We start from the raw sequence: 26,905 nt of genomic DNA, 5'->3' as shown, positions 1-26,905 counted from the left end.
AATCAGTGTCATTTCACGTAAGATCCGCGCCAGTTTTTCTCCTCCATTTTGAGCAAGCAGATCCCACCCATGATAGTTGCCAGTCAAATCGAACTGATCCGCGGCGGCCGCAAGCTGCTGGACAACGCCTCCGCCACCATTCACCCCGGCCACAAAGTGGGTCTGGTGGGCAAAAACGGCTGTGGCAAGTCCACCTTTTTTGCACTGGTACGGGGCGAGCTGGCCATCGACAGCGGCACCTTCAGCCTGCCCGCTGGCTGGCAGATCGCAGGCGTCGCGCAGGAGACCCCGGCGCTGGACTGCTCCGCCCTCGACTACGTGATCGACGGCGACAAGGAGTTCCGCGCGCTGGAGGCCCAGCTGGTGCAGGCCGAGCAGGATGACAATGGCCTGTTGGTAGCCGAGCTGCACGGTCGCCTCGATACCATCGGCGCCTACAGCATTCGCGCCCGCGCCGCCGAACTGCTGCACGGTCTCGGTTTCAGCGACGAGCAGCTGAGCTCGCCGGTACGCAGCTTCTCCGGTGGCTGGCGCATGCGCCTCAACCTCGCCCAGGCGCTGCTCTGCCGCTCCGATCTGCTGCTGCTCGATGAACCGACCAACCACCTGGATCTCGATGCGGTGATCTGGCTGGAGAAGTGGCTCAAGGGCTATCAGGGCACGCTGGTGCTCATCTCTCACGACCGCGATTTCCTCGATTCGGTCATCAGCCGCATCATCCATATCGAGAATGGCAAGCTCAACGAATACACCGGCGGCTACTCCGACTTCGAACTGCAGCGCGCCGAACATCTGGCCCAGCAGCAGTCCATGTACGAGAAGCAGCAGCGGGAGATGTCCCACATGCAGGCGTATGTGGACCGCTTCCGCTACAAGGCCTCCAAGGCCCGCCAGGCCCAGAGCCGCCTGAAAGCGATGGAGCGGATGGAGAAGATCCTGCCCGCCCACGCCGACTCGGAATTCAGCTTCGAGTTTCGCGAGCCGTCGGCCCTGCCGACCCCGCTCATCGCCATGGAGAACCTCTCTGCCGGTTACGGCGACAAGGTGATCCTCGAGAAGATCAAACTCAATCTGGTGCCGGGGTCCCGCATCGGTCTGCTCGGTCGCAACGGCGCCGGTAAGTCCACCTTTATCAAGATGCTGTCGGGCTCCAACCCACCGCTGTCGGGCAAGCTCGAAGTGAGCGCCGGGGTGAGCATCGGCTACTTCGCCCAGCATCAGCTGGAGACCCTGCGTCTCGATGATTCTCCGCTCGATCATCTGGCCCGCCTTGCGCCCGACAAGACCGAGCAGGAGCTGCGCAACTATCTGGGCAGCTTCGGTTTTCACGGTGACAAGGCGCTCGACAAGGTGGCCCCCTTCTCCGGCGGCGAAAAGGCGCGGCTGGTGCTGGCGCTGATCACCTGGCAAAAGCCGAACCTCTTGCTGCTCGATGAACCGACCAACCACCTGGATCTGGAGATGCGCCACGCCCTGACCATGGCGCTGCAAGGCTTCGAAGGGGCCATGGTAGTGGTCTCCCACGACCGTCACCTGCTGCGTACCACCACAGATGACTTCTATCTGGTACACGGTGGCCGGGTCGAGCCGTTCGACGGCGATCTGGACGACTACCACAAGTGGCTCGGCGAGCAGGAGAAAGAGGCCAACGCCAAACCGGCCGATGGCCCCGTCTCCGCCAACTCGGCAGTGGCGCGCAAGGATCAGAAGCGGCGCGAGGCGGAGTTTCGGCAAGCGACACGTCCCCTGCGCCAGAAGCTGGAAAAGCTCGAAGCGAGCATGGAGAAGCTGCAGGGCAAGCTGGCCGACATCGAGAGCCAGCTGGCCGACCCCGCCATCTATGAAGAGAGTGCTAAAACCAAGCTCTCCGAGCTGCTCAAATCCCAGGGCCCCCTCAAGGAAGAGCTGGAAGAGGTGGAGCTGGAGTGGATGAGCCTCAGTGAGGAGCTGGAAACCATGGAGCAAGCCTTCTTTGCGTGACGAACAGCTGATGGCCAGCGAGCGGGTCGCGGTCCACGAATTGCCGACGCCGATCGGCTTCTGGCACTGGAGCGGCAAAGTCTATGGTGAGCGAAGCCAGGATTGGCTCACCGTGCAGGAGCAGGGGGGCAACGTCAATCTGGCGCTGCTGCTGCACCGGCTCGATCAACTCGGCATCGTGGTCGATCTGACCGACCTGCAACCGGCGCTGGTGCAGACCGAAGCGGTGCTGACCCCGTGGCGTGCCCTGCGCCAGAGCGCCAAGACGCGACTCGACGAGCAGCAGTATCAGTCGATGCTGGCCCACGAGCTGGAGCTGGAGCGGCTGCAACAGGGCGTCCTGTTGCAGACCCTGCGCAGCCTCTCCCTGTTTCGCGGCAACAGCCGCAATTTGTTGAACTATCTATCGTTACTGGGTGCCCAGCAGGGCCCCCTCAGAGATCTAATATGCTGAGCTACCGCCACGCCTTTCACGCCGGCAACCATGCCGACGTGCTGAAACACGCCGTTCAGGCCCTGATCATCGAGTCCCTCAAGAAGAAGGAGAAACCCTTCATCGTGCTGGACACCCATGCCGGCGGCGGTCTCTACGACCTGCGCGGCGACTGGTCCCAGAAGAAGGCCGAGTATGCCGACGGCATCGGCCGCCTGTGGGACGAGCGGGCCCAGTGGTCTGCCATGGCCCCCTATCTCGGCGTCATCGAAGAGATGAACAGCGATGGCCAGCTGCACTACTACCCCGGCTCGCCGGAGCTCTCCCGTCGCCTCACCCGCGAGCAGGACAAGCTGGCGCTGATGGAGCTGCACAACAACGAAGTGGAAGATCTGCGCGCCAACATGGGTTACGACCCGCGAGTTGCCGTCCACCATAGGGATGGTTTCGAAGGGCTGGTCGCCCTGCTGCCCCCCACCCCGCGCCGCGGGCTGGTGCTGATCGACCCGCCCTATGAGCTCAAGGAAGATTACTTCGCCGTGGTCGATACCCTGAAAAAGGCGCAGAAGCGCTGGGCCACCGGCATCTACGCCCTCTGGTATCCCATTCTGGGGGAAGAGGCGGACAAATCCCGCGATATGCTGCGCGCCATCAAGCGCGAGAACTTCGGCAACGTGCTGGTCGCCGAGCTGGAAGTGGCCGGTCAGACCAAGGATTGGGGCATGAACGGCTCAGGGATGCTGATCATCAGCCCGCCCTGGATGCTGGACGAGCAGATTGAAGCCTTCTTGAAGCCCCTCTGTGCCAAACTGGCGCAGGGCGCCGGCGCCCAATACAAGGTCGAGTGGCTGAACAAGGTCGAGGATTAATCCCCCGCCCCTAGGGCGCTCACCGAGTTCAAAAGCAAAAGCCCCATCACGGGGCTTTTGCTATTGGTGCAGCCGGTGTGTACGGCAGCCTGAACCTGCGCGTCCTATGAGCGGGCGGGCAGATCCTGTTTCAGCGCAACCAGCAACAGGGCCAGCAGGCCAAAAGGCGGAAACAGACAGAGCAGGGAGCAGATAAGGGTGATCAGCGCCGGATGCTCGCTCTTGCGACGCGCCAGTCGCCAGGCGATGAGGCCGACGATGACCATCAGCAACGCAATGAACTGGCCAAGCAGGGTGGCATTGATATTCATGAAAGATCCTTTTTCATGGGCAAGTGTGAAGAACCTGTACTTTATCGCCTTGGTTGCGATTGGCAACCGCTGAAGCGCACCGGCCACTCGCCCGTTGATAGGTTCTCTCTATTTCGGCAATAGATGAGAATAGTTTTCATTTAATCTCATTTCGGCGGATACTCACATCATCAACAGAGGGAGCCGCCATCATGAAAAAGACCATCAGCTTTGCCATCCTGCACTTCGGTGTCGCCTTTACCGTGGCCTACCTGCTGACCGGTGAGCTGCTGACCGCCAGCCTGATCGCCCTGATCGAGCCCGCCGTCAACACGGTCGCCTTCTACTTTCATGACCTTGGCTGGCACAAGCTCAAGCCAAATCACAGCCTGCAGGCCAAGACCAGCAGCTTCGCGGTGGTCCACTTCTCGGTGGCCTTCGGGGTGGCCTTCCTGCTGAGCGGCGAGCTGCTCACCGGCGGCGTGATGGCGATGATTGAACCGGCCATCAACACCCTGGTGTTCTTCTTCCACGAGCGGCTGTGGCGCGCCCGCAGTCAGCAACTGGCGCTGGCTTGATCAACCGGGCAACCCGCCTCCCCCTTTATCCCGGCCACAAAAAACCCGACATTCCGGCCAGGAGTGTCGGGTTTTTCCGTTTGGCAGCCATTCAGCAGTGCAAGTGGGCTCGGCTCCCCTGCTGCATTGCCCTGAAGAGTGTGCTGTAGTAGACAGATATGCCCTCCTTATTGCTGGAATCTATCGATGAACAAGACCTTGCTTGCCACCCTGCTGTTTGCCCCTCTGCTGGCCAGCGCCGCAACCCCCTCCTTTGACTGCACCAAAGCCTCCGGGTCGGTCGAAACCCTGATCTGCAAGGATGCCGGACTGGCCGCCCTTGATAACGAACTGGCGGCCCTCTACCCCAAGGCGATTGCCGCGCTCTCTCCCGAACAGCTCAAGACAGAGCGCGCCATGCAGCGCGGCTGGATCAAGGGGCGTAACGACTGCTGGAAGGGGCAGGATCTGCGCCAGTGTGTGGAAGATAACTACCTGCTGCGGATCACCGAACTGCAGATCAGCGGCGGCCAGCTGATGGTGCCGGCACCGGTCAACTACAAGTGCGGCAAGAGCGTCACTCTCTCCACCTACTTCTATAACGATGCCAAGCTGCCCGCCGCGGTGATCAACCTGAGCGAGGGCGACAAGCAGCAACAAGTGCTCGCCTATGAAGCCCCCAGCGCCAGCGGCGCCCGTTATGAAGGGCAAAACCTCACCTTCTTCATCAAGGGGGACGACGCCACGCTGGAGCGTTACGGCCAGCCAACCCTCACCTGCATGGAAAATCCGACCAAGGGCTGACGCTCATAGGGGCGGCTCGTCTTGCCGCCCTCACCTTGACTAGATAGCGATATCCAGCGGTTTTCCTTCCCGCACAATCCGCAACTTGAGCGACCCCGGCTTGCCGGTGCTGAGCAGTTCACGCACCTTGTCGATATCGAGGGGACGATAAGCCACCCCGTTGATCTGCTCCAGAATGTCGCCATTAGCCAGACCATAGGGGGCAAGATCCCGTTCGTCGCTGTAGTAGACCTGCAGATGCTCGCCATCAAAACGCACCCCGATATTGCGCAGGGTTGGCGGCACTTTGCGCGCCAGGCTGTCGGCGTCGTAGCAGAGCATCATCCGCCCGGGCATGATCGCAAAGCGATTGAAGCGGTTAACAAAATCCAGCCCCAGACCATACTGCTCATTGCTGTTTTCCGACACGCGCAGCTCACCGAGCTGGCGCTCATCAAAGTGCAGGCCGGTGAGGATATGGTCACGCCCCTCCACCATACCGCTGGCATCCACCCCTTTGCGTGGCGTGGCATCTTCGCCAGAGATCGCCTTCTGGCTCGCCATAAAGTCGATAAAGGCATGGTCGGCATAGCTCTGATCGGCCCCGGTATCCAGATACATGCGCACGCTGCTCTCGCCGTGGGTCAGATACACTGCTGGGGAGCGGTTGTAGCTGTCTTCATAGCCGATGCAACGCTCGAACGTGGCTGCCGACTGTGCCGTCAGCAAAGCCGTGAGCTGATGCCTGTCGCGATCAAACACCCAGTTGAAACGGCGGATGGTGTCGATCCCGAGGATGCCATCGACACGACTGCCGAGAGACTGGGAGAAAAGATCGAAATCAACGGTTGCCCACAGATCGCTGTCATCAATGGTGACCGACCCCACCGAGAAGGGCTGCGGCTCAACAAAGCCAAGCTGCTCGCTGCCCAGTTGGCTCGAAACGCTGCTCACAGTGGCAAAATCAGCCTGATAGGCCCTGGGCAATTCGCTTAAGGTCAGCGCCTTGAAGCGGCTGGCCAGACGACGATCGATAAAGGTGATACTGGCCCCGGTATCGAGCAAAAACTGGTACTGCTCACCGGCGATGGTGACGGGGATCAGGGGGGCGCTTTCGTAATGCACGGTCAGCACCGGGCCGGGTGCATTGCGCTTGGTGGATGAATCCGGGGCTGTGCAGCCTTGGACGACGAACAGGGCCAACATGGCCAGCGCCACTTTGAACTGCGACTTCATAACTCTCCTTCCCGATAGCAGATGCCCCCGCGACGCCAACGCACAATGCTATCTTGTTGATTTATAGATAAATAAGCTGTTTCAGCGGGGAGTGCGGACAATAACAAAGAGTTTTATGCTGGTTCAAGCCAGATATGACCATGAATATTCTATGGTGATAGCTCAAGAAGGGTTGTTCACGCTATCTCGGCGCGTCATCAATCGTGGGTGACATTTGATTAATTTATTGATCTTGCACAGAAATTCTAAATATTGAGCTTTCTCTCCACAGCGCCATGGTTAATATTGCCATTTGGCAACACTTGCCTCGTCGGAGTCTCCCATGAGCCATGCCAGCCACACCTCGTTGGTTAAAAGCAGCAGACTGGAGGCTGAAATTCAGGGGCGGTAGCAATTACGATGTTTAAACGCAATATTCTCTCACAGGGATATTACGTATCGATACTCCATTAAAATGGAGCCACAATAAACTAATTAATTACATAATGACACTTTAGGTTATATTAAAAACCAATCACCCACGGCACCAAGAAATTAGCCTCGGAAAATCACCGCATTAGCTAAAAACTAAAAGTTAAAAACATAATTTTAGGTACCATAGAGCTTAATAAATGAAAAGTATAAATATCTTATCTCTTATACAGGCCCACTCATCCCTTTCTTCTGATGAATACAATAGTTTTATAAAAAACTATAACATTGATATAAAAAGAAATGAGGTTGACGACCTAAAAACATTAGCAACTGAAATGTATGAAAGCCTTCCATTTGTGAGCATATTTAATAGCTTCTACATAGGATATAAAATACAACACATCAGCAAAGAATTTGACTTATTAAGGTTTGGAAGCAACTATATAATTAATGTTGAGATCAAAAAAATAAGCACAGCAGATAAAATAAAACGACAACTTCAAAGGAACAATTACTATCTTGGTCACATAAATAAAGTCATACATAACTTTTGTTTTATTTCCCAAACAAAGACCCTTTACAAGTTAAATTCTGGCGGTGAAATAGAAACTGTTGAGTTAACGCATCTAGTTAAGTTGTTAACCCAGCAAAACCTGATGAATCTAGACAATCCTGATACTTTATTCAATCCATCAGAATATCTGGTGTCACCATTCAACTCCACAGATAAATTTATAAACAATCAATACTTTTTGACGAGTCAGCAGGAGGCAATCAAAGATAAAATTATTGATGCAATAGAAAGTAATACAGCAAAATTCATGGCTATTACTGGTGGGCCAGGCACAGGAAAAACGCTATTAACATATGATATTATAAAAACCATCAGGAAGAAAAAACGCACGTTAATAGTACATTGTGGGCAATTAAACGATGGACATGTTCGATTAAGAGCAAAAGGATGGAATATTATAGCCATAAAGGAATTGAAAAATCATGATTTAAGTAGTTTAGATCTAGTTCTAATAGATGAAACACAACGGATATATATATCCCAATTTAATAAAATACTCGACGATGCCGAAACTAGTAATTTTCAATGTGTCTTTTCGTATGATAAACAACAGACTTTATCTGCATCCGAAACCAATTCAGATATTGATAGCAGAATAAACTCCATCAGAGGCATAGTTAAATATGCTCTATCAGATAAAATCAGAACAAACAAAGAGATCGCAAACTTTATTAAACTATTATTCAACAACCTGAGAAATGATGTTGTTCTATCAAGTTGTGAAAATATAAGCTTTGATTATTTTACTGATTTGGAAAATGTCAGGGACTACATTTCACTCATAAGTGATGATGGATGGGAGGTTCTGAGGTTGACCCCATCTCAATATAAGCGAGAACATCATGAATCATATTCTCACATAGAAAGCAAAACATCACACAAAGTAATTGGTCAAGAGTTTGATAATGTTGCGGTTGTTATAGATAAGCATTTTTATTACCATAAAACAGGTCGACTCCTATACAATTCAAACACCTACTACGACACCGTGAAAATGTTATTCCAGAATATAACCAGAACTCGAAAAAAACTAAAGCTAATTATCATAGATAACAAACAAGTATTGAATAGATGTTTATCCATTCTAAATTAAAATATACAGCCCATAGGTTCGATTAGCGAAGCGTAATCGGACATTCGCGAAAACAATATTTCTTGATAGTACCAGTTGTCTTTGAGACCGACTTTTATACGGTCTCTTTATCCACCTGTAGCTTTGCTGGCGTAAAACATCCAAAGGAGATTTATGAAGCCTGACTTAACCGGCACTCGGATTGTACTGCGCACCATTGGCCCGCAGGATACCGCCGATCTGTTCGAGATTTATGGCAATCCGCTGACCATGGAGTTTGCCTCTGATCCCTGCTTTACCTCCCCCGCCATGGTGGCGCAGATGATGGCGAGCGTGGTGCGGCTGGAGCAAACGGGGGAGTCGCTGGAGTGGGCGATTGTCGAGCGGGAGGGCAACAAGGTGATCGGCACCTGCGGCCTGCACAGTTTCAGTGAGGCGGGCCACAGCTGCGAGGTAGGTTGCCTGCTCAATGCGGCCTATTGGCGCAGAGGGTTTATGTCGGAGGCGCTGGGATTGCTGTTCGTCCATGCCAGCACATTGGGGGTCACCCGCCTCACCGCAGATATCGATGCAGATAACGTCCGCTCTATCGCCCTGTTTGAAAAGCTGGGCTTCCAGGCGCATGCAGGGCGCTATCAGCGCACGCTCCCCTTTATCTGACCCGAGACCAGAGCCACAGCCCCCTCGCCTCTCAGGCCGTTGTGGCAAGGATCAGGCATAAAAAAACCGGAACCCAGGGGTTCCGGTTTTTTTCATTCCAGCCGAGGCTGGCAAACCAGTAAATTAAGCCTGGTTTTTAACTTCTTTCAGACCGCGGAAAGGAGCTTTGGCACCCAGAGCTTCTTCGATACGGATCAGCTGGTTGTACTTGGCAACACGGTCAGAACGGCTCATGGAACCGGTCTTGATCTGGCCAGCAGCGGTACCAACAGCCAGGTCGGCGATGGTCGCGTCTTCGGTCTCACCAGAGCGGTGGGAGATGACGGCAGTGTAGCCAGCGTCTTTGGCCATCTTGATGGCAGCCAGAGTTTCGGTCAGGGAACCGATCTGGTTGAACTTGATCAGGATGGAGTTGGCGATGCCGTTGTCGATACCACGCTTCAGGATCTTGGTGTTGGTTACGAACAGGTCGTCACCCACGATCTGGATTTTCTTGCCCAGTTCAGCAGTCTGGTAGGCGAAACCTTCCCAGTCAGATTCGTCCAGGCCATCTTCGATGGAGACGATCGGGAACTTGGTGGTCAGGTCAGCCAGGAAGTCGGAGAAACCGTTGGAGGTGAAGACACGACCTTCGCCTTTCAGGTTGTACTCTTTCTTCTCTGCGTCGTAGAACTCGGAAGCAGCGCAGTCCATAGCCAGGGTGATGTCGGTGCCCAGTTTGTAACCGGCAGCGGCAACGGCTTCAGCGATAACTTCCAGCGCTTCGGCGTTGGATTTCAGGTTCGGAGCGAAACCACCTTCGTCACCAACTGCAGTGTTGTAGCCCTTGGACTTCAGCACTTTGGCCAGGTTGTGGAACACTTCTGCGCCCATGCGAACGGCTTCTTTCAGGGTCTTGGCGCCAACCGGCTGGATCATGAACTCCTGGATGTCGACGTTGTTGTCGGCGTGCTCACCACCGTTGATGATGTTCATCATCGGCAGCGGCATGGAGTAAACACCCGGGGTGCCGTTCAGCTCGGCGATGTGGGCGTACAGCGGCATGCCTTTGGCAGCAGCGGCAGCTTTGGCGTTAGCCAGAGAAACAGCCAGGATGGCGTTCGCGCCGAACTTGGATTTGTTCTCGGTACCGTCGAGGTCGATCATGATCTGGTCGACAGTGGCCTGGTCCTTGGCATCTTTACCCAGCAGAGCTTGAGCGATCGGGCCGTTTACAGCTTCGATGGCTTTCAGCACGCCTTTACCCAGGAAACGGCTCTTGTCGCCGTCACGCAGTTCCAGCGCTTCGCGGGAACCGGTGGACGCGCCAGACGGAGCGGCTGCCATACCAACAAAACCACCTTCCAGGTGAACTTCGGCCTCAACGGTCGGGTTACCACGGGAGTCGATGATTTCACGACCGATCACTTTAACGATCTTGGACATGTGTATTTCCTCAGGTTTCGTAAAAAAACAACAAAAATATGCCAAAAAAAGCGGCTGTGGCACAGTGCCCCAACCGCATTTATTTTCAATTACTTCAAATTACGCTTCTGATACTCGCCTGCCGCCTTCACAAAACCGGCGAACAGAGCGTGGCCATCACGAGGAGTAGAGGTGAACTCCGGGTGGAACTGCGCAGCCACGAACCAGGGGTGATCCGGGATCTCGATGATTTCCACCAACTTCTTGTCGGCGGAGAGACCGGTCACTTTCAGACCTGCCGCTTCAATCTGCGGCAGCAGCTTGTTGTTTACTTCGTAACGGTGACGGTGACGCTCGTAAATGGTCGGGCTGCCGTACATCTGACGCACTTTGGAATCTTCGACCAGGTGGCAGAGCTGGGAACCCAGACGCATGGTACCGCCCAGATCGGACTTCTCGGTACGGGTCTCGACGTTGCCCTCTTCATCCACCCACTCGGTGATGAGGCCGACGACCGGGTACGCGCAATCTTTCTTGAATTCGGAGGAGTGAGCCCCTTCCATGCCCGCCACGTTGCGAGCGAATTCGATCATGGCAACCTGCATGCCGAGGCAGATACCCAGGTAGGGGATCTTGTTCTCGCGGGCATACTGGGCAGCCAAAATTTTGCCTTCCACACCGCGCTCACCGAAGCCACCCGGCACCAGGATCGCGTCCAGACCTTCCAGCAGCTCGGCGCCACGGGTCTCGATATCCTGAGAGTCGATGTACTTGATGTTGACAGAGTGACGGGTCTTGAGACCACCGTGCTTGAGCGCCTCGTTGACGGACTTGTAAGCGTCCGGCAGGGAGACATACTTGCCGACCATACCGATGGTTACTTCACCAGTCGGGTTAGCCTCTTCGTAGATAACCTGTTCCCACTCGGAGAGATCGGCCTCTTTGCACTCCAGACCGAAACGCTCGGTGAAGTAGGAGTCCAGATTCTGGGATTTCAGCAGTGCCGGGATCTTGTAGATGGAGTCGACGTCTTTCATGGAGATGACGGCGCGCTCGGGCACGTTGCAGAACAGGGCGATCTTGGCGCGCTCGTTGGCCGGAATGGCACGGTCGGAGCGGCAGATCAGCACATCCGGCTGGATACCGATGGAGAGCAGCTCTTTGACGGAGTGCTGGGTCGGCTTGGTCTTCACTTCACCGGCAGCAGCCAGGTAAGGAACCAGCGTCAGGTGCATGAACATGGCATTGTTGCGGCCCACTTCGGCAGCCAGCTGACGAATGGCTTCGAGGAACGGCAGGGACTCGATGTCACCTACGGTACCGCCCACTTCGACGATGGCAACCTGATGGCCTTCGGCACCGGCAATCACCCGCTCTTTGATGGCGTTGGTGATGTGCGGGATAACCTGAATGGTGGCGCCCAGATAGTCACCACGACGCTCTTTACGCAGTACGTCGGCGTAGATACGGCCGGTGGTAAAGTTGTTGCGACGGGTCATCTTGGTGCGGATGAAACGCTCGTAGTGGCCCAAATCCAGATCAGTTTCGGCCCCGTCCTCGGTTACGAACACTTCACCATGCTGGGTCGGGCTCATGGTGCCCGGATCCACGTTGATGTACGGGTCCAGTTTCATGATGGTCACATCCAGACCACGGGCTTCCAGAATGGCTGCCAGAGAAGCTGCGGCAATGCCTTTGCCGAGGGATGAAACAACGCCACCAGTAACAAAAATATATTTGGTCGTCATGCTGAACCTGAAAGAAGTTTAGGGAATTTTAAGGGGTGCTTCGGGGATGAAGCAGGACGGGGAAACAGTATACCAAAAACCCCTCTCCCAAACAATGAGCAAAAATCTATCAGGCTCACCGCCCCCCCATCTTGCGCCAAATCAACTTTGCTCGGTTTCCTTCGCCTTATCCCAAGCGGCATCGAGCTTTTCGAGGGTGCAATCGGTCATTTTCAAGCCTTCTGCGGCGATTATCTGCTCAACCTGACGAAAGCGACGTTCGAACTTGGCGTTGGCACCGCGCAGCACCTGCTCCGGATCCTTGCCCAGATGACGCACCAGATTGACGGTGGCAAACAGCAGGTCGCCGAGCTCGTCGCTCACCCGCGCCTCGTCCACATCGGCCATCAGCGCCTCTTCCATCACCTCGTCGATCTCTTCGTGGATCTTGTCCACCACAGGCCCCAACGTCTTCCAGTCAAAACCGACAGTGGCGCAGCGTTTCTGAATTTTGGCGGCGCGGGTCAGGGCAGGCAGCGCCTGCGGGATGTCGTCCAGCACGCTCTCTTTGTCGAGGGCCGCCCGCTCTTTGGCCTTTTCCGCCTCCCAGTTCGCTTTTACCGCCTGCTCGTTGGAGAGATCTGCATCGGAAAACACGTGGGGGTGACGGCGAATGAGTTTTTCGCTCACCGTATCAACGATATCGGCGAAGTCGAACAAGCCCCGCTCTTTACCCAGCTGGGCGTAAAACACCACCTGAAACAGCAGGTCACCCAGCTCCCCTTTCAGCCCCTGCCAATCTTCGGTCTCGATGGCGTCGGCCACCTCGTAGGCCTCTTCCAGGGTGTGCGGCACTATGGTCTGGAAGTCCTGTTTCAGATCCCAGGGGCAGCCGTTTTGCGGATCGCGCAGGCGAGCCATGATGTCGAGCAGTTGGGGCAGATCGTAACGTTGGGACATGGGATATTCGCTTTCAATTCGTTCAAAAAGGGTCGTAAATGCAGACCGGCCACTGGGGCCGGTCGGTTCGATATCAAAGCCGCTTGGCGCTGATCACATCGTTGAGCTGACTGAGCTTGGCCAACGCCCGGTTGAAGGCGTTGATGTTGTAAATCTCCAGCTCCATGTCGATCTCGGCGGTCTGCTCGCGCACATTGGAGCGCGAGCGCACCCCCATCACATTGATCTTCTCGTTGGCCAGCACGGTAGTGATATCGCGCAGCAGGCCGGAACGATCGTTGGAGATGATCCGGATGGTGAGGCCGTAGCCGCCGGAGTAGTTCTCCCCCCACACCGCATCGATCAGCCGCTCGGGGTTGCGACGTGACAACTCCTTGAGCTGCTCGCAATCTTCCCGGTGGATCGAAACGCCACGCCCCATGGTGATAAAGCCCTGAATGGAGTCCCCCGGAATAGGCTGGCAGCAGCGGGCGATATGGGTCATCAGGTTGCCGACCCCTTCCACCACTATGTGGTCTTTGGGCTTGTGGCGCATCGGCGCATTGGCCTTCTGCTCCAGCTTCTCCAGCAGGCGGCGATCTTCCTCTTCCGCCGTCGGCTTGTTGTAACAGGTGTCGAGATAGTTGAGCACCTGGTTGATGCGGATATCGCCGCTGCCGATACCGGCCAGCAGATCGTCGGTGCTCTCCAGATTGAAGCGGCGCAGCATGTTGCCCTTGTCGATCTTGGAAATGCTGAGATTGTGGCGATCCAGCTCCTTCTCGAACAGCTCGCGACCGGCCACGATATTCTTGTCCCGATCCAGTTTTCTGAACCAGGTCGCCACCTTGGCCCGCGCCCGGCTGGAGCGCAGGAAGCCGGCGTTGGGGTTCATCCAGTCGCGGCTCGGGTTCGGCTCTTTCTGGGTGATCACCTCCACCTGATCGCCGGTCTGCAGCGCATAGGTAAACGGCACGATGCGGCCGTCAATCTTGGCGCCGATGCAGCGGTGGCCGATCATGCTGTGGACGTGATAGGCAAAATCGAGCGGGGTGGCGCCAGCCGGCAGGTCGATGACATCCCCTTTCGGGGTGAAGACGTAGACCCGGTCCTCGAACACCTGACTGCGCAGATCTTCCAGCAGGGAGCCGCTCTCGGAGAGATCTTCCTGCCAGGCGAGCAGCTTGCGCAGCCACTCGATCTTGTCTTCGAAGGTGTTGGCCTTGCCGCCAGCCTGTGCCCCTTCCTTGTAGCGCCAGTGCGCCGCGACGCCGAGCTCGGCATCCTGATGCATCTGGTCGGTACGGATCTGGATCTCGACCGTCTTGCCCTCCGGCCCCACCACTACGGTGTGGATCGACTGATAGCCGTTGGGTTTGGGGTTGGCGACATAGTCGTCAAACTCGCGAGGAATGTGGTGGAACTGGGTATGCACGATACCGAGCGCCGCATAGCAATCCTGCAGCCGCTTGGTCACTACCCGCACCGCGCGCACGTCGAACAACTCGTTGAACTCGAGGTGCTTCTTCTGCATCTTGCGCCAGATGCTGTAGATGTGTTTCGGCCGACCGTACACCTCGGCGTCAACTCCCGCCTCTTTCAGGCCATTACGCAGGGATTGCACAAACTCGCGGATGTAGCGCTCGCGGTCAAGCCGCTTCTCGTCGAGCTGCTTGGCGATCTGCTTGTAGGTATCCGGGTGCAGGTAACGGAAGGCGAGATCTTCCAGCTCCCACTTGAGCTGGCCGATACCCAGACGGTTGGCGAGCGGTGCATAGATATTGGTGATCTCCTGGGCCATCAGCACCCGGGTCTCTTCATCTGCCGTCTTCGCTTCCCGCAGGCAGGCGATCCGCTCCGCCAGCTTGATCACCACGGCACGCACATCCTCGACCATGGCGAGCAACATGCGACGCACATTGTCGACCTGCTCCGGCGAGGTTTCGCTGCGATGGAGGGTTTGCAGGGAGCGGATGGCCTCCATCTCCAGCACCCCTTCCACCAGCTTAGCGATCTTGGAGCCAAAGTCCTCGTCCATCCGCTCCTGGCTGATGAGACCGGCTTCGACGAAGGGGTAGATGATGGCCGCTTTGAGGGTGCCAATATCCATGCTGAGCATCTGCAGGATGCCCACCATTTCGATGCCGCGTACCAGCAGCTTGCTGGTCAGCGCCTCGTCACCGAGCGTCAGACAATACTGGTAGACGGTTCGCAGCTGATCCTTTTCACTGTCACTCAAGGAGAGCGAGCTGACCCACTCTTCCAGGGTGAAGTTGTCTTTCAAATGAATATCGCGAACCGCAACCATGGTATCAATCCTTTAAATTATCGGGCCGAAAGCTGTCACTTTCTCCCCCTCATGAGATTGCCTCAAATGGGGATATCCAGCGCACTTTTCAAGGCATATTGTCCAGAAAGACAATAGAGCGCACCAACAGGCCCTGCCGAACGACGAGGGTCTAGATTACCCCAATCACATCAGCTCAAACAGACGCAGACATGCCAGATTACATATCCGCATCGCCGTACTGATGAGTCATTTACTCCCGTTCAAACAGCGCCATGGACTCCAGATGACCGGTGTGAGGGAACATGTCGAGCATGCCGAGGCGCACCAGACGATAACCCCCTTTCACCAGCACCTGACTGTCCCGCGCCAGGGTGACCGGGTTACAGGAGACGTAGACCACCCGCTTGGGTGAAAGTTTCACGACGTGTCCCATCACTTCCAACGCGCCGGGGCGAGCCGGATCCAGCAGCACCAGATCAAACCCTTCTCGCGCCCAGGACATGCCGACGATGTCATCGCTCAGGTCGGCCTTGTAGAAACGGGCATTGGTGATGCCGTTGCGACGGGCGTTCTCTTCGGCCCGCTGCACCATGGCCAGTTCACCTTCGACACCCACCACTTCGCGAGCCTGACGGGCTAGCGGCAGGGTGAAGTTGCCGATGCCGCAGAAGAGATCGAGCACCTTGTCATCCTTGCTCGCCCCGAGCCATGTCTGCGCCTGCTCAACCATGCTCTGGTTGATGGGGCCGTTGACCTGAATGAAATCACCGGGGGCAAATGCAAGAGACAGGCCATCCAGCGAGTAGGATGGGGAAAATTGTTGCTGCAGCGCTTCGATGCGATCATCGGCAGCCTGCAGATAGAGGTCGATCCCCTGCGCTTTTGCAAACTCCACCAGCAGGGCGCGATCCGCCTCATTGGGGCGGCCGGTGTGGCGCAGCAGCATCATGATCCCCTGCTCGGCCTGGATAAGCTCCGCATGGCCCAGCTCGCGCTGGCTCTTCAAGCGATTGAGGCACTCACGCAGCGGGGCAATCAGCGCAGAGAGCGGCTCGGTCAGCACAGGGCAACTGTCGATCTCCACCAGATCGTTGCTGTTGCGACGGCGGAAACCGACCCGGGTGCAGCGACCGTTCTTGTCAAATTTGATGGCCAGACGACAGACCCGGCGATAGGCACGATCTTCACCGGTCAGTACCGGCTCCAGCGCCGGCGCCTTGATGTTGCCCAACCGCTCGAACAAGCTGACCAGTCCCGCCGCCTTGGCGGCTTGCTGATCGGCAACCGACATGTGCTGGGCACTGCAACCGCCGCACTCGCGATAGTGGCCGCAAAAGGGGGCGATACGATTGGCCGCCGGGGTCACCACCTGCTGCAAGGCGGCGTGACCATACTGCTTTTTCTCTTCGGTGATGCGTGCCTTGACGGTCTCGCCGGGCAGTGCCCCTTCGACGAAGATCGCCTTGCCCTGATGGCGACCGATACCGACGCAGTGGTGATCGAGGGTGTCTATCGTAAATTCAATGCGTTGGAGCTGGGTGGACTTCTTTTGGGGCTTGAAAAACTGGGCCATAAAACTTGGTGCCTATAGGTGGCTATGTCATGATTGTGGAATCTGCTGCCGGGTATTGTCCCACAAGAATAATAGTATGACCAAATACGGCCACAGAGCCCGTGTATTGCCATCAACCCTATCGCCAACCCTGTTCACTGGTGGCCTGTTCGTATGACCAAATATGGCCTGAGAGCACGCGTTCTCGCCTTCACCATCCTGCCAACCCTGATCATCGGTGGCCTGATGGCCGGTTACTTCACCTTCCACCGCTACCAGCAGCTGGAAAACAACCTCATTGATCAGGGGATCAACATTATCGAACCGCTGGCGATCGCCAGTGAATACGGGATGACCCAGCACAGTCGCGAATCCCTCAAGCGGCTGATAGGTCTGACCCATCGCAAGAACTCCCCCTTCATCAAGTCCATCGCGGTTTTCACCCAAGACAACCAGCTGTTCGTTACCTCGAACTATCACCGGGATTTCACCCGGCTCAGGCTGCCCGATGGCGAGCCCATTCCGGATCTGACCAGCGTGACGTTTCAGGGGGACGACATCATTTTGCGCACACCGATCCAGGCTGAAACCAGTCTGGATGGCTTCCCGCTGCCCAGCGATGTAGAGCCGCCGATGATCGGCTACATCTCGATGCAGATGGCGACCGACAGGGCCATGCTGCTGCAGTACCGCGACACCTTCTTTGCGGTGATCATGGTGCTCATCGGGGTCGCCTTCAGTACCCTGTTTGGCTTCCGTCTGGTCAAGAGCGTGACCCAGCCCATCACCAACATGGTGCAGGCGGTGCACAAGATCAGGGAGGGGCGGCTCGATACACGGGTCAGCGGCCAGCTCACCGGCGAGCTGGATATGCTGAAAAATGGCATCAACGCCATGGCCAAGGCGCTCTCCGAATATCACGAAGAGATGCAGCAGAATATCGATCAGGCCACCTCTGACCTGCGCGAAACTCTGGAGCAGATCGAGATCCAGAACGTCGAACTCGACATGGCCAAGAAACGGGCGCAGGAGGCGGCGCGGGTCAAGTCGGAGTTTCTGGCCAACATGTCCCACGAATTGCGTACCCCACTCAACGGGGTCATCGGCTTTACCCGCCAGCTGCTGAAAACCAGCCTGACCCCGAGCCAAACCGACTACATGCAGACCATCGAGAAGTCGGCGCGCAACCTGCTTGGCATCATCAACGACATCCTCGACTTCTCGAAGCTGGAAGCGGGCAAACTGCAGCTGGAGCATATCCCGTTCAGCCTGCGCGACACCCTCAACGAGACCATGCACCTGCTCGGCCCCAGCGCCCACGACAAGCAGCTGGAGCTCTCCCTGCGGGTAGATGCCGATGTGCCGGACTACCTCACCGGCGACCCCATGCGTCTGCAACAGGTGCTGACCAACCTCACCGGCAACGCCATCAAGTTCACCGAGCAAGGCAACGTGGATGTCCATATCGAGCAGACCGGCAGTGGCAACCACAAGGTGAGGCTCAACGTCCAGATCCGCGATACCGGCATCGGCATCTCCCAAGAGCAGCAACATCAGCTGTTCCAGGCCTTCAATCAGGCCGACTCATCCATCTCCCGCCGTTATGGCGGCACGGGCCTGGGCCTCGTTATCACCCAGAAGCTGGTGCAGCAGATGGGCGGCCAGATCCGCTTTGAATCGGAGCTCGGCAAGGGCTCCATCTTCTCGTTCAGTCTGGATGTGGAGGTCTCGCCCCTGCCCCAGACCGATCAACTACCGCTGGATCGGATCCGTGGCAAACGGCTCTGGCTGCTGGAGCCGGATCCCTTCGCGCAAACCTCTCTGCTCGCCCTGCTGGCGGAATGGCACCTCGATGTGCACCCACTGACCAGCGATGATCCTTGGCCCGAGATGAGCGAGCAGGAGATGGTGATCATCGGCAGCAGCACCCTGCATACGCCGCAGCAGGTGATCGGCCGTCTCGACAGACTGAATGGCCAGCAGCAGAACACCATAGTGCTGCTCAGCAGCCACGAGCCGGCGCTCTATGAAGCGATGCTGGCCCATGGCGCCCAGCACTGCCTCTCCAAACCGGTCAACCACCGCAAGCTGCTGCACGCCCTGCTCTCGCCGGAATCGAGCCGCCAGAAGCTGCCCGCCCAGCCTGCGCCGCGCCAGTTGCAGCCAATCAAGGTGCTGGCGGTGGATGACAACGCCGCCAACCTCAAGTTGATCGCCGCCATGCTCAAGGAGATGGTGAGTCAGGTGGTGGTGTGCAAAAACGGCAAGGAAGCGGTCAAGCAGGCCCAGAGCCAGCCGTTCGACATCATCTTCATGGATATCCAGATGCCGATCATGGATGGCATCAGCGCCACCCAGGCGATCCGCAACCAGTCCCTCAACACCACCACCCCGATCGTGGCGGTGACCGCCCACGCAATTCCCGGAGAGCGAGAGCGGCTGATCAGGCAGGGGATGGACGACTATCTGGCCAAACCCATCGACGAGAGCATGCTGGCCCAGCTCATCACCGACTTTGCCCATCGCCGCCACCAGAATAATGGTGCCCAACAGATCGACTGGGCACTGGCGGTGCGACAGGCGGCGGGGAAAGAGCATCTCGCCAGAGAGATGCTGACCATGCTGCTGGCCAGTTTTGACGAGGTCGAGCCGGTGCTGGATAGCGCGCTGGCGGGCGAAATTGAAGATAGCGAAGTGCTGGCCCAGCTCCATCGCCTCAACGGCGGCTGTGCCTATTCCGGTGTGCCGGGACTGCAACGGCTGCTCTCCCAGCTGGAGCAACAGCTGCGTGACGGCGTGCCGGTGAGCGAGCTGGAACCCGAGCTGCTGGAGCTGCAAGATGCGCTGGAACTGGTGCGCCAGGAGGCGCCCCGCTATCTCGGCAAAGCTTGATGAGCTTGACCTGAACTGTATCGGCCCCCGCTTTTTCTGACGCGAGGGCTGCCAGATGGTAAAGTTGCGCCGTTTACACAGGAGTCAGCATGACCAACAACGATATTCTGCGCCGTCTGCGCTACGCCCTCACCATCAGCAACGACCAGATGGTCGAGATGTTTGCCAAGGGCAACCTGACGGTCACTCACGCCCAGCTGCACAGCTGGTTGATGAAAGAGGCAGCGGAAGGTGAAGAGCAAGAGGCAGGCTATGTCGCCTGTCCCGACTCGGCCCTGAGCCAGTTCCTCGACGGTTTCATCATCGCCCGCCGCGGTGTGCGGGAAGATGCACCGGCCCAGGTGATCCCGAACCGGATCAACAACAACATGATCCTGCGTAAGCTGCGCATCGGTCTCAACTTCAAGGAAGAGGACATGCTCGGCACCCTCAAGCTCGCCGACTTCAACCTCTCCAAGTCCGAGCTCAGTGCCCTGTTCCGCTCCAAGGATCACAAGCACTATCAGGATTGCGGGGATCAGATCCTGCGCAACTTCCTGATCGGTCTCACGGCCAAATACCGCGGCTAACCAGCCGCGCGACTGACCAGACAGGTCCTTCGACATGTGCCAGCGACTCACTCCTCCCACGCTCAGCAGCCTGGCTGTGGCAGGGGGATGGCGCTGGTGCTGTCTTCTTCCCCTCTTTTTTCTGCCACTGGTTCTGCTGCTGGGTGGTTGCACTCCGTCCGAATACCAGCTATCTACCCGCTATCAGAGCGCCAACCAGAATGAGCGGATCGCCTTTCTGATCCTCCACTACACCGATGAAGATGATGCCAACTCCCTGCGCCTGCTGACCGAGCCGGAGCACAAGGTGAGCGCCCACTACCTGATCCCCCGCGACAGTCACGAGACCCCGCTACCGGTCTATCAGCTGGTGCCGGACAGCGCGCGCGCCTGGCATGCGGGACGCAGCCGCTGGCACCAATATGCCGGGCTCAATGCCAGCTCCCTTGGCATCGAGATCGTCAACCTCGGCTATCCAGCGGAAGATGAGCCGCTGGCCCCCGATGCCCGGCGCTGGCAACCCTATACCCCGCAGCAGATAGCTGCCGTCGGCGCACTCAGCCGGGAGCTGGTCGCCCGCTACCAGATTCCACCGACCCAGGTGCTGGGCCACAGCGATATCGCCCCCGAGCGCAAGCAGGATCCCGGCCCTCACTTCCCCTGGCGCCAGCTATATCTGACGTACGGGGTCGGTGCCTGGCCCGATGCAGGTCGGGTGGCCGAGTTGCTGGCCAGTCCCTTGCCCTATTGGGATGCGGCCATGTGGCAGCAGCAGTTGGCCCGCTATGGCTATGGTCTGCCCCGGAGCGGCCAGTGGGATGAGCAGAGCCGCGCCGTCATGGGCGCCTTTCAGCTCCACTTTCGCGCCAGCAAGGTCGATAGCAAACCGGACCGCGAGTGTCAGGCCATCCTGATGGCGCTGCTCGAAAAATACTTCCCCTAATCCTCATCCATTGCCCCCGTTGCTGCGTACTGTTTGATAGCCGTTAGCTATCAAACAGTTAGGCACAAGCAATTGTCCCTGCATTTTGCAAGGCGTTATTCTGACTGCGTTCCGAAAGAGAATTTAAAACCGATTTCCAAATCTGGAGGTGAATGATGAAAAGCCCGATTGGTCTTGATACTGCTCAATCACAAGCCCTGGCAGCCGAGTTGAACAAATTGCTGGCCAGCTACCAGATCCTCTACATGAACGTGCGCGGCTTCCACTGGAATATCCGTGGCAACCAGTTCTTCGAACTGCACCTGAAATTTGAAGAGATTTACAACGACCTGCTGCTGAAAGTCGATGCACTGGCCGAGCGGATCCTGACCCTGGATGGCGTGCCGATGCACAGCTTCAGTGACTACCTGAAAGTCTCTGCCATCCCAGAGCAAAAGGGGCTTCGCGATGGCCGCGCCTGTGTCGAATCCCTGCTGGAGAGCTTCCGCGAACTGCTGGTCGCCCAGCGTCGTATTCTGGGCCAGGCCGCCGAAGCCGGTGATGAGGGCACTGCCTCCATCCTCTCCGACTATGTGCAGCAGCAGGAAAAACTGGTCTGGATGCTGCGCGCTTATCTGGCCTGATAGTGAACCAAGCCAGCTACAGCGTACGTATGCTGGCTTGAGTAAGTACCGGGCCGAAAGCTCCTGACCAGACCACGGCCCAATCCGTCTGATTGTTATGTTCTGTTGCAAACCTGAGTTGTCTCTCCTTTTATCCACCCGCTTGCCGCCCTGTTTGGGCGGCTTTTTTTGTTTTTGATCTGCATCAAGGGAATCTTAATTGGCAAATTGAATACCTATTAAGTTTTTCGCGAGAGGAATAGAATCACCACAAAACAGACAACTGAAATGTCCAATTAGGAGAGGCATGATGTTTTGTGTGCAATGTGAACAGACAATTCGTACCCCGGCAGGCAACGGCTGTGCCTACGCACAAGGTATGTGCGGCAAGACGGCGGAAACCTCGGATCTGCAGGATGTGCTGATCTACACCCTGCAGGGGCTCAGCGCCTGGGCGCTGGCCGCCCGCGAGCAAGGCATCATAGATCGCGAGGTCGATGCTTTCGTGCCCAAGGCCTTCTTCGCCACCCTCACCAACGTCAACTTCGACTCGAATCGCATCGTGGCCTACGTCAATCAGGCCCTCGCCTATCGCCAGCAGTTAGCCGATCGTCTGACCGCCATGGCGGTGCAGGTCAACGACTTGCCACAGTCCGCTTACTTCGAACCCGGTGCCGAACTGCTGGAACAACTTGCCCATGCCGCACCAGCCGCCCCCAATCGGGGCAAGAGCGAGGTGAACGAAGACATCATGGGGCTGCGTCTGCTCTGTCTCTACGGCCTCAAGGGCGCCGCCGCCTACATGGAGCACGCCCGGGTGCTGGATCAGCAGAGTGACGAGGTGGCCGCCGAATTCCACCGCATCATGAGCTGGCTCAGCACAGACCCGAGCGAAATGGGTCGGCTGTTCAGCTGCGCCATGGAGATCGGTCAGCTCAACTTCAAAATCATGGAGATGCTGGATCTGGGTGAAACCAGCGCCTTCGGCCATCCGGAGCCGACCCAGGTACGCGTCACCCCCATCCCCGGCAAGTGCATTCTGGTCTCCGGCCACGACATGATGGATCTCAAGCTCATTCTGGAGCAGACCAAGGGGGCCGGCATTCATGTCTACACCCACGGCGAGATGCTGCCCGCGCTGGCCTACCCCTTCTTCAAGCAGTACCCCCATCTGGTGGGCAACTACGGCTCCGCCTGGCAGAACCAGCAGAAGGAGTTTGCCAACTTCCCGGGCGCCGTGGTGATGACCTCCAACTGCATCATCGACCCGAATGTGGGCAACTACTCGGATCGTATCTTCACCCGCTCCATCGTCGGCTGGCCGGGCGTCACTCATCTGGAGGGGGATGATTTCTCCGCCGTGATCGCCAAGGCGCAAGCGCTGGAAGGCTTCAAACACACAGAGCTCGAGCACTTCATCACCATCGGCTTTGCCCGCAACGCCCTGATGCAGGCCGCCCCCGCGGTGATTGAGAAGGTCAAAGCCGGAGAGATCAGCCACTTCTTCCTGGTGGGTGGCTGTGACGGCGACAAGGCCGAGCGCGCCTACTTCACCGAGTTTGCCAAGGCGGCGCCGCGCGACAGCCTGCTGCTCACCCTGGGCTGCGGCAAATACAAGTTCAACAAGCTCGATTTTGGCGACATCGGCGGCATTCCGCGTCTGCTGGACGTGGGCCAGTGCAACGATGCCTACTCCGCCATTCAGTTGGCGCTGGCACTCTCCGAGGCGTTCGAGTGCGGGGTCAACGATCTGCCGCTGACGCTGGTGCTCTCCTGGTTCGAGCAAAAAGCCATCGTTATTCTGCTCACCCTGCTCTCCCTCGGGGTGAAGGATATTCGTACCGGCCCGACCGCCCCCGCCTTCCTCACCCCGGCCCTGCTCAAGGTGCTGGAAGAGCAGTTCGGTCTGAAAGGGACCACCACGGCCGAGGCTGACTTGGCCGAGATCCTGGCGGCCTGATCGGTACCGCATGTTGTAAGCGTTTGGCGAGCCGCCCGGCTCGCCTTTTTTCTGGACCCGGCTTTTTCACCAGACGTTTTTCGAACCGTTTCAAACCTAAGGAGCCTTGTGATGACCTCTCTCACGCTCACCTGCATTGGCCGCCAACAGAACACCCACGACGTAGTGAGCTGGCAGCTGGTGCCGTTTTCCGGCAGCCTCCCTCCCGTGCTGGCAGGCCAGTGCATCACCCTGCACACCGAGATCGACGGCCAGCCGGAGTGCCGCGCCTATACCCTCTCCTCCAGCCCGCAGGATGCCTGCTGGCAAGTGACTATCAAGTATGTGGGACGGGTCTCTCGCCATCTGCACCAGACCCTGCAAGTGGGCGACGAGATCCGGGTGGATGGTCCCTTTGGCGACTTCAACCTAACCGCCTTGCCCTGCGAACGACCACTGCTCTTGAGCGCCGGTTCCGGCATCACCCCCATGTGGGCCATGCTGCGAGACGAGCTCGCCAAACGGCCGGATGCCGATATTCGCTTTATCCATAGCGCCCGCTCGCCAGCAGATGTGATCTTCGCAGATGACTTGGCTGCATTGGCCGAAGCGCACCCCGGTGTACGGCATGCCCTGATACTGGAAGGGGCCCCAGCAGATCACCCCTGGATTGGCCGACTCACCCCCGCCATGCTGGCCGAACTGGCCCCGGATCTGCGCGAACGCCACGTCTATCTCTGTGGCCCGGCACCCTATATGGCGGCGGTCAAAACCATGCTGGCCGAACTGGGACTGCCGCAGGAGCAGCTGCATCAGGAGTCCTTCGGTCTTCCTCCCGTAGAGCCAGCCACGACCACCAGCGACCACTTCTGGCTGACCCTGAAAAAGAGCGGCAAAAAGGTGAAGATCCTGCCGGGTCAGACCCTGCTGGCGGCGCTGGAAGCTGCAGGCGAAACCATAATGGCGGCTTGTCGCGCCGGGGTATGTGGCAGCTGTCGTTGCACCACCACAGGTGACATCGAGCGCCAGAGCGTGATGACCCTGAGTGCTCAGGATCTGGAGAGCGGCGTTGCTCTGGCCTGCTCCTGCACCGCAAAAGGGGATATCAACCTCGATTATTGAGATACACAAAGGGCTTCATTGGTATCTCAACCTTTTCTCGAGCGGGCAGGACGGGTAGACTCGGCCCCAGTTTCACCAGAACACGGGATAAAAAATGACAATACTGGTCACAGGGGGCGCCGGCTATATCGGCTCCCACACCCTGGTTGAGCTGCTCGGCGCGGGGCAGCAGGTCGTGGTACTCGACAACCTCTCCAACTCCTCACCGGAGTCACTCAAGCGGGTCGAGCAGATCACCGGCAAACCGGTCACCTTCGTCGAAGGGGATGTGCTGGACAGAGCCTGCCTGCAGCAGCTGTTTGCCAACCACCAGATCGAATCGGTCATCCACTTCGCCGGCCTCAAGGCGGTCGGGGAGTCGAGCCAGATCCCGCTCACCTACTACCAGAACAACATCAGCGGCACTCTGGTGCTGTGCGAAGAGATGGCCAAGGCCGGGGTTTTCCGGCTGGTATTCAGCTCCTCGGCCACTGTCTATGGCGATCCCGCCTCGGTACCACTGCGGGAAGATTTCCCCACCAGCGCCACCAACCCCTATGGTCGCTCCAAGCTGATGGTGGAGGAGATCCTCCGTGATCTCGCCAAATCCGATCCCCGCTGGGCTATCGTACTGCTGCGTTACTTCAACCCGGTCGGCGCCCACGAGAGCGGCCTGATTGGTGAAGATCCCAACGGCATCCCCAACAACCTGTTGCCCTATATCAGCCAGGTGGGTGTCGGCAAGCTCAAGGAGCTGGGGGTATTTGGCAACGACTACCCGACCCCGGATGGCACCGGCGTACGTGACTACATCCATGTGGTGGATCTCGCCATCGGCCACCTGAAAGCACTGGCGCGCATCAAGAGCGACACCGGCGTCTTCACCTACAACCTGGGCACAGGTCAGGGCTACTCGGTACTGGAGATGGTCAAGGCGTTTGAAGCGGCCAGCGGCCGACCCATTCCCTACCAGATCAAACCCCGTCGCCCGGGCGACATCGCCGAGTGCTGGGCAGAGCCGACGCTGGCCCGTGCCGAGCTGGGCTGGCAGGCAGAGCGCGGTCTGGAGCAGATGATGGTCGATACCTGGCGCTGGCAAAGCAACAACCCGAACGGCTATCAAGGCTGATGATCTAGCGGGTGGATAACAAAACGCCCCGACATTTTCATGTCGGGGCGTTTTATTTTGCGACGTTCAATCAGTGGGTCTGACTGCGCAGCAGCGGCACACGGGCCAATCGGGGGGCGATGCGCTCTATCAGCCGATCCGCCAGCGGGGTCAGCAGCAACCAGGGCAGACAGAGGGTCGCCAGCCCCAGTGCGCCGACGTAGACATCGGTAAACCAGTGAGCCCCAGCCAGAATGCGCGGCGCGGAAAAGATCGGCACCATCAGCAATGCGGTGACTCCCGCCCAGCGCGGTAGATAGCGCAAGGCGTAGCCGGCGAAGATCATCAGGAACAGGGCGTGATCCCCGGGGAAGCTGTCACCGGAAGAGTCCTTGGTCGGAATAGCGCTGATCTGGGTCACCCGCAGCGCATCGGCCACCATCAGGGTCGGGCTGGGTCGCTCCACCGGCAATCGGTGACCAAGCTGGTTGATCACCAGTGCACTCAGCAGCATCACTATGCCCATCGCCACCAGCTGGCGACGACCCGCCAAATCCCGGGCGAAGAAGCAGCGGGCCAGGATCAGCCCCATACAGGCCAGCACCGCCAGATCGAACAGCCGGTTATTGGTGATGGCCACCAGATCGGCCCACAGAGCCGACTGGCCGAGCCAGCCGTTGACGGTATGAAAAATCGCGAGGTCCCACTGATCCCAGGGACCGTGAGCGGGCAGCGCAGCCCAACTGATGGCCACCAGACCACCGACCAGATAGCAAAGCAGGAACTTGCCCATGGGGACTCTCCTTTGGAAAAGGGCGATATCGTAAAACTGTAGAGTGCGTCACAAAACCGAAGAATTGTAAGAAAGTGCGACACAATATCAAGCCTCAAATAAAGCCCATCAGCCCATTCCAATCTCGCATATCCCAACAGCGCCAAGATTTCTGCCTCCGGTGCTGCATCTGTGGGCCTCTCACCATGAGTGCGGCTTG

General features: G+C 57.6%; 22 protein-coding genes. 14 read left to right on the top strand and 8 right to left on the bottom strand.

Annotated features, from left to right (window positions below):
- Positions 1–69: 69 nt before the first annotated feature.
- From ACTG2T_RS13520 to ACTG2T_RS13510, 3 genes are read left to right on the top strand one after another with little or no spacing between them, the layout of a single operon-like run.
- A complete protein-coding gene (locus ACTG2T_RS13520) occupies positions 70–1,980 on the top strand; it encodes an ABC transporter ATP-binding protein (protein ID WP_330125356.1) in 1,911 nt (636 codons plus the stop codon).
- Positions 1,973–2,434 (top strand): DUF2390 domain-containing protein, encoded by a 462-nt coding sequence (locus ACTG2T_RS13515; protein WP_005343337.1) that lies wholly within the window; start codon positions 1,973–1,975, stop codon positions 2,432–2,434. Before ACTG2T_RS13520 ends, ACTG2T_RS13515 begins: the two co-directional genes overlap by 8 nt.
- Entirely contained in the window at positions 2,428–3,282 is an 855-nt protein-coding gene (locus tag ACTG2T_RS13510; protein WP_330125355.1) for a 23S rRNA (adenine(2030)-N(6))-methyltransferase RlmJ, read from the top strand. The genes ACTG2T_RS13515 and ACTG2T_RS13510 overlap by 7 nt, the downstream gene beginning before the upstream one ends.
- A 104-nt stretch (positions 3,283–3,386) precedes the next feature.
- On the opposite strand, the gene ACTG2T_RS13505 is transcribed toward ACTG2T_RS13510, so the two are convergent.
- Positions 3,387–3,593 carry a hypothetical protein gene (locus ACTG2T_RS13505; protein ID WP_043821654.1) on the bottom strand — a complete coding sequence of 69 codons (207 nt, stop codon included), beginning with the start codon at positions 3,591–3,593 and terminating at the stop codon, positions 3,387–3,389.
- Positions 3,594–3,784: 191 nt separating this feature from the next.
- Here ACTG2T_RS13505 and ACTG2T_RS13500 point away from each other — a divergent pair, with 191 nt between their 5' ends.
- Positions 3,785–4,150, top strand: coding sequence for a DUF2061 domain-containing protein (locus ACTG2T_RS13500; RefSeq protein WP_040099042.1), 366 nt, complete (start codon positions 3,785–3,787; stop codon positions 4,148–4,150).
- 186 nt (positions 4,151–4,336) lie between these two features.
- Complete coding sequence (locus tag ACTG2T_RS13495; protein WP_330125354.1) at positions 4,337–4,933, top strand: MliC family protein; 597 nt, start codon at positions 4,337–4,339, stop codon at positions 4,931–4,933.
- Between the two features lie 39 nt (positions 4,934–4,972).
- Here ACTG2T_RS13495 and ACTG2T_RS13490 read toward each other — a convergent pair whose 3' ends face one another.
- Complete coding sequence (locus ACTG2T_RS13490) at positions 4,973–6,148, bottom strand: retropepsin-like aspartic protease (protein ID WP_330125353.1); 1,176 nt, start codon at positions 6,146–6,148, stop codon at positions 4,973–4,975.
- 611 nt (positions 6,149–6,759) lie between these two features.
- On the opposite strand from ACTG2T_RS13490, the gene ACTG2T_RS13485 reads away from it, so the two are divergent.
- On the top strand, positions 6,760–8,229 hold the full coding sequence (locus tag ACTG2T_RS13485; RefSeq protein WP_319919641.1) for a DNA/RNA helicase domain-containing protein: 1,470 nt from the start codon (positions 6,760–6,762) through the stop codon (positions 8,227–8,229).
- Between the two features lie 153 nt (positions 8,230–8,382).
- Positions 8,383–8,868 carry a GNAT family N-acetyltransferase gene (locus ACTG2T_RS13480; RefSeq protein ID WP_330125352.1) on the top strand — a complete coding sequence of 162 codons (486 nt, stop codon included), beginning with the start codon at positions 8,383–8,385 and terminating at the stop codon, positions 8,866–8,868.
- 123 nt (positions 8,869–8,991) lie between these two features.
- Here the strand turns inward: ACTG2T_RS13480 and eno are convergent, their stop codons facing one another.
- From eno to rlmD, 5 genes are all read right to left on the bottom strand, one after another.
- Positions 8,992–10,293: a phosphopyruvate hydratase gene (gene eno, locus ACTG2T_RS13475; RefSeq protein WP_005335583.1), complete on the bottom strand. Its 1,302-nt coding sequence runs from the start codon at positions 10,291–10,293 to the stop codon at positions 8,992–8,994.
- A gap of 89 nt (positions 10,294–10,382) precedes the next feature.
- Entirely contained in the window at positions 10,383–12,020 is a 1,638-nt protein-coding gene (gene pyrG / locus ACTG2T_RS13470) for a glutamine hydrolyzing CTP synthase (protein ID WP_005335584.1), read from the bottom strand.
- A 141-nt stretch (positions 12,021–12,161) separates the two neighbouring features.
- A complete protein-coding gene (gene mazG, locus ACTG2T_RS13465; RefSeq protein WP_043821669.1) occupies positions 12,162–12,959 on the bottom strand; it encodes a nucleoside triphosphate pyrophosphohydrolase in 798 nt (265 codons plus the stop codon).
- Positions 12,960–13,032: 73 nt separating this feature from the next.
- On the bottom strand, positions 13,033–15,246 hold the full coding sequence (relA, locus tag ACTG2T_RS13460) for a GTP diphosphokinase (RefSeq protein ID WP_330125351.1): 2,214 nt from the start codon (positions 15,244–15,246) through the stop codon (positions 13,033–13,035).
- Positions 15,247–15,478: 232 nt separating this feature from the next.
- Positions 15,479–16,801 (bottom strand): 23S rRNA (uracil(1939)-C(5))-methyltransferase RlmD, encoded by a 1,323-nt coding sequence (rlmD, locus tag ACTG2T_RS13455; protein WP_330125350.1) that lies wholly within the window; start codon positions 16,799–16,801, stop codon positions 15,479–15,481.
- Positions 16,802–16,954: 153 nt separating this feature from the next.
- Between rlmD and barA the strand changes: the two genes are divergently transcribed.
- From barA to galE, 7 genes are all read left to right on the top strand, one after another.
- A complete protein-coding gene (gene barA / locus ACTG2T_RS13450) occupies positions 16,955–19,672 on the top strand; it encodes a two-component sensor histidine kinase BarA (protein ID WP_330125349.1) in 2,718 nt (905 codons plus the stop codon).
- A gap of 89 nt (positions 19,673–19,761) precedes the next feature.
- Positions 19,762–20,241 (top strand): DUF1456 family protein, encoded by a 480-nt coding sequence (locus tag ACTG2T_RS13445; protein ID WP_005335594.1) that lies wholly within the window; start codon positions 19,762–19,764, stop codon positions 20,239–20,241.
- Positions 20,242–20,275: 34 nt separating this feature from the next.
- The gene (locus tag ACTG2T_RS13440) at positions 20,276–21,163 is read left to right on the top strand and encodes an N-acetylmuramoyl-L-alanine amidase (protein ID WP_330125348.1); all 888 of its coding nucleotides are present in this window, start codon (positions 20,276–20,278) and stop codon (positions 21,161–21,163) included.
- Positions 21,164–21,318: 155 nt separating this feature from the next.
- The gene (locus tag ACTG2T_RS13435; RefSeq protein WP_107682718.1) at positions 21,319–21,786 is read left to right on the top strand and encodes a Dps family protein; all 468 of its coding nucleotides are present in this window, start codon (positions 21,319–21,321) and stop codon (positions 21,784–21,786) included.
- Positions 21,787–22,075: 289 nt separating this feature from the next.
- Positions 22,076–23,725 (top strand): hydroxylamine reductase, encoded by a 1,650-nt coding sequence (gene hcp / locus ACTG2T_RS13430; RefSeq protein ID WP_107682719.1) that lies wholly within the window; start codon positions 22,076–22,078, stop codon positions 23,723–23,725.
- A 111-nt stretch (positions 23,726–23,836) separates the two neighbouring features.
- Positions 23,837–24,826: a hybrid-cluster NAD(P)-dependent oxidoreductase gene (locus ACTG2T_RS13425; RefSeq protein WP_330125347.1), complete on the top strand. Its 990-nt coding sequence runs from the start codon at positions 23,837–23,839 to the stop codon at positions 24,824–24,826.
- Between the two features lie 94 nt (positions 24,827–24,920).
- Positions 24,921–25,934: a UDP-glucose 4-epimerase GalE gene (gene galE / locus ACTG2T_RS13420; RefSeq protein ID WP_005335608.1), complete on the top strand. Its 1,014-nt coding sequence runs from the start codon at positions 24,921–24,923 to the stop codon at positions 25,932–25,934.
- A 70-nt stretch (positions 25,935–26,004) separates the two neighbouring features.
- On the opposite strand, the gene ACTG2T_RS13415 is transcribed toward galE, so the two are convergent.
- The gene (locus tag ACTG2T_RS13415) at positions 26,005–26,706 is read right to left on the bottom strand and encodes a phosphatase PAP2 family protein (RefSeq protein WP_107682722.1); all 702 of its coding nucleotides are present in this window, start codon (positions 26,704–26,706) and stop codon (positions 26,005–26,007) included.
- Positions 26,707–26,905: the final 199 nt, after the last annotated feature.

The sequence above is a fragment of the Aeromonas sp. 75A genome (genome assembly GCF_051919425.1).
Taxonomy (GTDB): Bacteria; Pseudomonadota; Gammaproteobacteria; order Enterobacterales; family Aeromonadaceae; genus Aeromonas; species Aeromonas veronii.
Note: the sequence above shows the minus strand (reverse complement) of the source record. Positions and strands in the feature narration are given on the sequence as shown.

Bases quoted from the DNA above. Each gene is read 5' to 3' on its own strand.
- ACTG2T_RS13520 (WP_330125356.1), top strand. From the start codon at position 70: ATGATAGTTGCCAGTCAAATCGAACTGATCCGCGGCGGCCGCAAGCTG.
- ACTG2T_RS13510 (WP_330125355.1), top strand. From the start codon at position 2,428: ATGCTGAGCTACCGCCACGCCTTTCACGCCGGCAACCATGCCGACGTG.
- ACTG2T_RS13505 (WP_043821654.1), bottom strand. From the start codon at position 3,593: ATGAATATCAATGCCACCCTGCTTGGCCAGTTCATTGCGTTGCTGATG.
- ACTG2T_RS13500 (WP_040099042.1), top strand. From the start codon at position 3,785: ATGAAAAAGACCATCAGCTTTGCCATCCTGCACTTCGGTGTCGCCTTT.
- ACTG2T_RS13495 (WP_330125354.1), top strand. From the start codon at position 4,337: ATGAACAAGACCTTGCTTGCCACCCTGCTGTTTGCCCCTCTGCTGGCC.
- ACTG2T_RS13490 (WP_330125353.1), bottom strand. From the start codon at position 6,148: ATGAAGTCGCAGTTCAAAGTGGCGCTGGCCATGTTGGCCCTGTTCGTC.
- ACTG2T_RS13485 (WP_319919641.1), top strand. From the start codon at position 6,760: ATGAAAAGTATAAATATCTTATCTCTTATACAGGCCCACTCATCCCTT.
- ACTG2T_RS13480 (WP_330125352.1), top strand. From the start codon at position 8,383: ATGAAGCCTGACTTAACCGGCACTCGGATTGTACTGCGCACCATTGGC.
- eno (WP_005335583.1), bottom strand. From the start codon at position 10,293: ATGTCCAAGATCGTTAAAGTGATCGGTCGTGAAATCATCGACTCCCGT.
- pyrG (WP_005335584.1), bottom strand. From the start codon at position 12,020: ATGACGACCAAATATATTTTTGTTACTGGTGGCGTTGTTTCATCCCTC.
- mazG (WP_043821669.1), bottom strand. From the start codon at position 12,959: ATGTCCCAACGTTACGATCTGCCCCAACTGCTCGACATCATGGCTCGC.
- relA (WP_330125351.1), bottom strand. From the start codon at position 15,246: ATGGTTGCGGTTCGCGATATTCATTTGAAAGACAACTTCACCCTGGAA.
- rlmD (WP_330125350.1), bottom strand. From the start codon at position 16,801: ATGGCCCAGTTTTTCAAGCCCCAAAAGAAGTCCACCCAGCTCCAACGC.
- barA (WP_330125349.1), top strand. From the start codon at position 16,955: ATGACCAAATATGGCCTGAGAGCACGCGTTCTCGCCTTCACCATCCTG.
- ACTG2T_RS13445 (WP_005335594.1), top strand. From the start codon at position 19,762: ATGACCAACAACGATATTCTGCGCCGTCTGCGCTACGCCCTCACCATC.
- ACTG2T_RS13440 (WP_330125348.1), top strand. From the start codon at position 20,276: ATGTGCCAGCGACTCACTCCTCCCACGCTCAGCAGCCTGGCTGTGGCA.
- ACTG2T_RS13435 (WP_107682718.1), top strand. From the start codon at position 21,319: ATGAAAAGCCCGATTGGTCTTGATACTGCTCAATCACAAGCCCTGGCA.
- hcp (WP_107682719.1), top strand. From the start codon at position 22,076: ATGTTTTGTGTGCAATGTGAACAGACAATTCGTACCCCGGCAGGCAAC.
- ACTG2T_RS13425 (WP_330125347.1), top strand. From the start codon at position 23,837: ATGACCTCTCTCACGCTCACCTGCATTGGCCGCCAACAGAACACCCAC.
- galE (WP_005335608.1), top strand. From the start codon at position 24,921: ATGACAATACTGGTCACAGGGGGCGCCGGCTATATCGGCTCCCACACC.
- ACTG2T_RS13415 (WP_107682722.1), bottom strand. From the start codon at position 26,706: ATGGGCAAGTTCCTGCTTTGCTATCTGGTCGGTGGTCTGGTGGCCATC.